At 39.5% G+C, this 7,103-nt stretch carries 5 protein-coding genes; 3 read left to right on the top strand and 2 right to left on the bottom strand.

Annotated features, from left to right (window positions below):
- Positions 1 to 840, top strand: an 840-nt coding sequence (locus tag HRT50_RS04785) for a TatD family hydrolase (protein ID WP_291611881.1), incomplete at its 5' end; no start/stop codon positions are given.
- Between the two features lie 22 nt (positions 841 to 862).
- On the opposite strand, the gene HRT50_RS04780 is transcribed toward HRT50_RS04785, so the two are convergent.
- On the bottom strand, positions 863 to 1,549 hold the full coding sequence (locus HRT50_RS04780) for a hypothetical protein (RefSeq protein ID WP_291611879.1): 687 nt from the start codon (positions 1,547 to 1,549) through the stop codon (positions 863 to 865).
- 176 nt (positions 1,550 to 1,725) lie between these two features.
- Here HRT50_RS04780 and serB point away from each other — a divergent pair, with 176 nt between their 5' ends.
- Positions 1,726 to 2,736 carry a phosphoserine phosphatase SerB gene (serB, locus tag HRT50_RS04775; RefSeq protein ID WP_291611877.1) on the top strand — a complete coding sequence of 337 codons (1,011 nt, stop codon included), beginning with the start codon at positions 1,726 to 1,728 and terminating at the stop codon, positions 2,734 to 2,736.
- 155 nt (positions 2,737 to 2,891) lie between these two features.
- On the opposite strand, the gene HRT50_RS04770 is transcribed toward serB, so the two are convergent.
- Positions 2,892 to 5,360, bottom strand: a complete 2,469-nt coding sequence (locus tag HRT50_RS04770; protein ID WP_291611874.1) for a PilZ domain-containing protein — start codon at positions 5,358 to 5,360, stop codon at positions 2,892 to 2,894.
- A gap of 319 nt (positions 5,361 to 5,679) precedes the next feature.
- On the opposite strand from HRT50_RS04770, the gene radA reads away from it, so the two are divergent.
- The gene (gene radA, locus HRT50_RS04765; protein WP_291611872.1) at positions 5,680 to 7,068 is read left to right on the top strand and encodes a DNA repair protein RadA; all 1,389 of its coding nucleotides are present in this window, start codon (positions 5,680 to 5,682) and stop codon (positions 7,066 to 7,068) included.
- Positions 7,069 to 7,103 lie beyond the last annotated feature (35 nt).

Genomic DNA, 7,103 nt, shown 5'->3' with positions numbered 1-7,103 from the left:
GACGACAACGCTTTTAAAGAACAACTACCTGCCCTGCTAGAGCAATGCGCGAAACTGGCTATTACCCGAATTATCGTTCCCGCCATAGCCCCTGATAACTTTGATAAAGTATTAAACCTAGCCAAAACTTTTCATAACAAACCTATTAGTATTTACCCTTGTTTAGGTATCCACCCGTGGTTTTTACAAGGATTAAACGATACTCACCTAGAACTGTTAACTGAAAAAGTAACACAGACGAAAAATGAAATTATCGCTATTGGTGAAATTGGTTTAGACGGCGCCATTATTAAACGTAGTGATGATCCCGAGGCTGAATTAGCAAAGCAGCAACATTTTTTTGATTTTCAGCTTAACCTCGCTAAGCAGCAAGACTTACCGGTAATAGTTCATCACAGGCAATCACACGACAAGAACATGCCATTTTTGAAGAGGTACCAGCTAAACAAGGCGGGTATCATTCATGGATTTTCAGGCAGTTACCAACAGGCTAAAGGCTACTTAGATTTAGGTTTTAAACTCGGAGTAGGCAGTACTATCAGTTATTCCCGCGCTAAAAAAACCATCAACACTATTAAGCGCTTACCGCTGGAGTCTTTAGTATTAGAAACTGATGCACCATCGATGCCGTTAAGCTCTGAGATAATGGGTGTTGAGGTAATGGCTAAAGACGTACTGACTAATAGCGAACAAGCTGAACAAGAAAAATATCCTGCTCCAGCTAACTCTCCAGTTAATCTAATCAAAATTTTTGAGCTGTTAACCACGATTAGGTCAGAGAGTGCTGAGGAAATTGCCTGTCAATGTGAGCATAATATCGAGCAAGTATTCTTCACTTAGTAAGAAATAGCTTTGAACTCACCTATTTCGGCTCTGAAGCTAGTCGATAACCTCGTCTGCTAAAGCGGTTTAGGCCACGAGTAAGCAGAAAGCCAATAACACCCGCCACTAACAACATTAATCGTTGTAATGACTGCTGCTCTTCATCCGCTTGCGCTAATATGTTGGTTAAATAAGACGGCTCGATAGTAAAACGTAAGTAGCCATGAAGTTTATAGCTGCTTGTATCACTATGGCGAACCTCTTCAACAAAAGGCGTTAATTTATCGCTTAAATTGCGTTGGTGTGGTGATATGCCATAAAGTTCGTTAATACTTTTGGCTTTAGGACGAGCAATTTCATTACCTCGCTTATCTATCTCCAAGGATGTGCTAGCAACTAATAACATGCCAGTGGCATCATATAAATGTGCTTGTTTAACAAAGTTAACTTTTGCCAAACCGTCAAGGTAACGTTGTAATAAAGATTTTTTCTCAATGTTATTTTTATGCTCTTGCTCAAGTAAGACAGTGGCACCGACAATGGCTTGGTGTAATTGCTGCTTGGCAATAAAATTAAAATGCTCGGTTAAATTGTTACTATTTTTCACCCCGGTAGACTGCAAGATACTGATCAGCACTATGATAAGCGAAATAGCACTAGCTAATTGCAGGATTTTATTATAAATCGACGATAATTTAGGGTATAAAGGCTGTTCGGCTTGCTTCATAAAAACACAGGTGACTATTTTAGCGCATTAATAGTCTCACTATAGTTAGAATACTAACTGATGTGAAGTTTAATATTTATAATATACCCAAGCCACTTGAAGATGCGTTTTTCAGCTTGTCTGAATCCTGCATCTTCATGCTGTTTGGGTGTATACCAATACCTTAGAGAGTTAACGTGTCTTTTATCGCCAATGTATTACCCCTGTCCCTTGCACAGTATTTAGCCCAAAACCTAGCAGGTAAGCAATTACCCATCGCCTTTAGCTTATCTGAGCAGACTCTTGACCTTGATGAACATCCGCTTGAAACAAGTGCAGCGCAAGATAAGATTGAATTAGTGGTATTTCAACAACTGCCCCTAGCTCAGCTGTTAGCACTACAAAACCAAGTTCAACTGAACATCACCGCATTAACCGCTATTAATCACCGTAATAATCAAACCAGCTGTCGTTTTCAAGTGCGCTGTAGCGATTTTATGCAAGCACGTAAAGCATTAGCAGACTTTGCTTTAGCTAACGGGATTGAAGCCGCCTTATTAACACAAGTACCTACCTTAAGTGAACCGGGTCTGTTAGTGATGGATATGGACTCAACCACCATAGAAATTGAATGTATTGATGAAATAGCTAAACTAGCCGGTGTTGGTGAAGAAGTGGCAGAAGTAACTGAGCGCGCTATGTTAGGTGAGTTGGACTTTGCCCAAAGCCTACATCAACGTGTAGCAACATTAGCAAATTCACCACAAAGCATATTAAGCGATGTAGCCAAAGATATTCCTCTTATGGCTGGGTTAAAACCATTAATTAAAGAACTTAAAAAGCACAACTGGCGCATAGCCATCGCTTCTGGCGGCTTTACTTATTTTGCTGACCACCTTAAAGACACTTTAGAATTGGATGCAGCTTTTGCTAATACCCTAGAAATTATAGATAGCAAACTTACCGGCAAAGTATTAGGTGATGTAGTCGATGCACAAGTAAAAGCCGACTCTCTCGCTATTCTGAGCAAAGAATATCACATTCCTCACAATCAAACGGTTGCTATGGGTGATGGTGCTAACGATCTGGTGATGATGGCTGCAGCAAGCTTTGGTGTCGCTTTTCATGCTAAACCGATTGTCTTAGCGCAGGCTGACAGTAGCATTAACGTGCAAGGTTTAGACTGCCTATTACATTGGTTAGCATAACCATTTAGTAAGCCTCTGAGTTTAAGCAGCACATTAACTTAAACTCAGAGGCTAAAAGATGATAATTAATAGTTAAGTACAAAGCCTAAGTGCTGCTCTTTTATCAAGTATCAGTGCTTAGGATTTTTCACTAAGCAAACAACACTGAATTAACGCTAGTCTGTGATTGAGTACCTTAGTAACGTTTCTTCGGTGACATCAACCAGCTGAACAAGCCCAGCGACACTATACATTTCTTGCTCAAGTTGCTTACTTCTATGTATCGCATAAACGCCAATATATGTCAGCTCAGGAGTTAAATGATCCATATTTGCGGCATCACTGCGTGACAGCTTTAACTGTAAAGCGTAAAACTGTCCCTGCTTTAACGATTTTTTAATAAAAAGCTTTCTTAGCTCAAGGGTCTCTAACTCACTAACTTGTTTTATCGTTACCGACTTGTCAATATCAGTAATACTTGAATTGATGGCAATATAAATAACTTCACTGACCGCAACATCACTGGCCAGTAGTTTCCTCATCTTATGTTCAAGTAAACTACTAATATGCAAATTGCCGAGCAAAGGATACAAATTATAATAACCATGACGATCGCTTAATCGCAGCATGGCTGATAATAAACTTTTATGGCTTTGATTAGCGTATTGACCGGTAACTAAGGTTTCTAGCTTATAACGACTGCCACTTGATTGCACCATAACTGTTGGTATCGTCATATTCACCGCATACAAGGTCCTCAAAGCGCCAGATAAGCCCGGGGTTAACATCGCATATTCATCAGGCGTTAACTTACTTTTATTCTTATCAATTAATAACTTAAAAAATGCTCGGCCGATATGTTGGTGCTCTTTAACCGACACCCGTAGGTTTACCACGGTTTTATCTTTGCTTATCCTCATCACCTTATAAGGCAATTGTTTGAGATCAAAGGCTGAGGTTATTTTTTGCAATTTAGGAAAAGTTAAATAAACCACATCACCCTGTGACAATGCGGCTGGCTCGGCTAAGTCTACTTTTAAGCCCGATACAGAAAAGTCTGCCGACTGTCCCGACCAAGTTGCTTCAGCGCACTCAATGTCAACAGGCGTCTGATATTTAAAGCGCATTTCTTGACGTTGATGACCATAACTTAGCGTGATTTCATCAACTAGATTATTCTTATCGCCATACTTATGACCATAACTTTTCAGCCGTTCTAGGTCGACTCCTTTATAGCCTAATGCTTGATACTCACCGATATCACTAGCGCTAGTGATATCGGTTACCGTTACTAAGCAAGGTATATTCGCCAAAATTCCGTTAACTTCATCAGTTAACGGTGGATTTAAGTAACTTTGCTGCTTGCTCATAACACTTGATAAGGTAAACGGTGAATAAGCTTGCTCAGCACTTACCTGCTGATACTTTAATTCGGTAATAGCAAAAGAACTCTTGCTGGCAGCAAAAGCTATAAATTGCTTAAAAAAGCTCTTGTCGTGCTTAAGCTGTTCTTCATCTAGGGTATAGAAAAACTTACGACCTTTGTGTTGATGAATGAAACTAAAAACTAATAAACTCTTATTTTTATGTGCTAAAGCCTGTAGACGCTCAAGTCGTTCATCATTAATAAGGTAATGCAAAGTCGAATTATGTTTATCATCGCGCCAATAGTGATATACCTTTTGATTATTTTTAGTGGTAAGCGCATAACGAGGCGCAAGACCTTCAGCGCGACCATTGGCACTTTGCATAAATACAACCAATTCATTTAATTTAACTAAGGTGAATTGCTCATGACTTCTCGCTTGTAACGCCGCTAAGCTATTATCTAAGTTAATTTTATAACGGCGTTTATTTCCTTGGATATAACCGGCAAGAAAGCGTGCAAAGTCGTCACCCTCAGGAGTATTGATACGTTGACAACCAATAAGCTGGGTGGCTGAATCACGTAAAGTATTTTTAACTTTAAAAGAAAATAAACTGTTTTTATTAAATTGAAACTCTTGCTCTAAGCCGGTAAAGGCAATGGTTACTTGCTCGCCCTTAAATAGAGTCGCTTCATTAATCAGTTTAAACTTAATGCCCTCGACACTTAAATCGATGCTGCTCGTGGTCACTTGTTGCTTATTTTCTAAGGTTAACGTAATGGCAATAGCGAAATTCATCCGCTCTTCTGAGCGATCTGGGTAATTGGCCAAAAGTTGTAATTTTGCTGGGTATTGTAGCTTTTCTACCGATGATTTTTTATTGAGACTTTTACCCTCAATCGTAGTCGAATTACCTTGCTCATTTTGATAGATATTACGAAAACTATTTTCGGCATCTTTTACTGATTCATAGACGCCAAAAGTATAACCGCCATAAATTGCAATATTTTCCTGAAACGCGGCCACGGCAATCTCATCTAAAAAGTGTGTTTGGCCTTGATAGTCAAATAACTGACATTCACCATCAACCAAGCCACGTAGATCTATGGCTCGTGTACAAGCGCCCGCTAAACGCTTTAATTCCATTTTCAATAAAAAACTTTCATTTTTGGTGAGGTGTCCAGTTATGGCACTGAAGCTAGCTTCAAAACTCTGCTTGTTCACTTCACCACGGAAATTCTCAATAATTTTATGGTGTTTGCTGAAATTATTATTCATAGTTTTATTATTAACTTCTCGTTTACTCGCTGCTTTAATCACTGTTTTAATCGCTATACTTAGCCTTATTGCGGGCTAACAACCTGTATTACTCTTTTAGCTTAGACAAAAAAATCAAAATCATTATAATCTAACCGACTTTATCAAGATAAACCAAGCAATTTCTATGCCTCTCAAGTAGGCTAGTCGCGCAAAGTCACTTGTTTCATCGTATTATGTTTCTTCGACAAGGTCACAACTAATCGAAACAAGATAATACATCTGCAATGACAGATCCTTATTACAATCATTTTATCTTTTAAAGGTAGGTATAATCTAGATGGCAAAAGCAGCAAAAATCGAATTTGTATGTACCGATTGCGGCATGAACTTCACCCGCTGGCAAGGACAATGTCGTTGCGGTGCTTGGAATACCTTGGCTGAAGTGAGAATATCTAAAACGGCTAGTAAAAATACTGTCACCCGGACAGCAAAAACAGCGGGCTATGCCGGCTTAATAGGTGGCGGCTCTAAAAAAATTAACGAGATAGAAGCTACGGATGCAGAAAAAAGATTAACCGGTATCGGTGAACTCGATCGTGTTTTAAGCGGTGGGGTCACTCGCGGCTCGGTAAATATTATTTCTGGCGATCCTGGCGCAGGTAAAACGACCTTACTGTCAGATCTGGTCGCTAGAATGTCAAAGACTACCGCCTCGCTTTATTGTACCGCCGAGGAATCGCTTTCTCAGTTTAAGAATCGAGTACACAGATTAAAGCTAGACTACGACGAAGATAACTTGTATCTATTGGCTGAAACCAGTGTTGAGTCAATCATCGATGAATTGGACAGCAACAAAATTAAATTTGCTGTTATTGACTCTATTCAAGCAGTAGTAACTGAAAATGCTAATGGCAGCCCTGGCTCCCCCTCTCAAGTAAAAAGTAGCGCGCAAGCACTAACCCAGTACTGTAAACAAAACAATGTCACCATGTTTATTATTGCCCACGTCAATAAAAACAATGAAATTGCTGGCCCGCAAACCCTAGTACATATAGTTGATGCGCTGTTGCATATCGATACCAATGACGGACAAATTCGTACCTTAAGAGCAAATAAAAACCGTTTTGGCGATATCGACACCGTTGGTATTTTTAGAATGTGTGAGCGCGGTATGCTCAGCGTTGATAACCCCAGTGAGATATTTCTCTCCGGCTCTAGCACTGAATCACCCGGCTCAACTATTACCTGTATTCGTAAAGGTAATAGAAACCTACTCTTAGAAATTCAATGTTTAACTACAGAAACCGAGGCAGAGTTTCCCCAGCGAGTTTGTGTTGGCTTGAACATGAACCGAATAAAGATGTTAACGGGCATATTACGCAAACACACCAAAACCAAGATATTTCACGATACCTTCTTTAATATTGTTGGCGGCTTAAGAATAGACGAGACTGAAACCTGTATAGATCTTGCCTTGGTATCAGCATTGCTAAGTAGCCTGAACGACTTTGTTATCCCTAGAAATACCTGCATTATGGGTGAACTAAGTTTAAACGGTGATGTTAGGCCGATAGACAGTGGTGTACCTCGCGTTAAAGAAGCCGCTCAGCATGGTTTCACCGAAATATATATTCCTTATCGTAATTATCATAAATCCATGGAAGGTTTAGGTGCCAATATACACGCAGTTAAAACCATTCATGAATTGATTGAATTAATAAAATAGCCGCGATAAACAATCTCTAAAAGGCTGCTGATATG

The sequence above is a fragment of the Colwellia sp. genome (genome assembly GCF_013215345.1).
In the GTDB taxonomy this organism is placed as follows: Bacteria; Pseudomonadota; Gammaproteobacteria; order Enterobacterales; family Alteromonadaceae; genus Colwellia.
The sequence above is the reverse complement of the archived record's forward strand: the minus strand, read 5'-3'. Positions and strand labels throughout refer to the sequence as shown.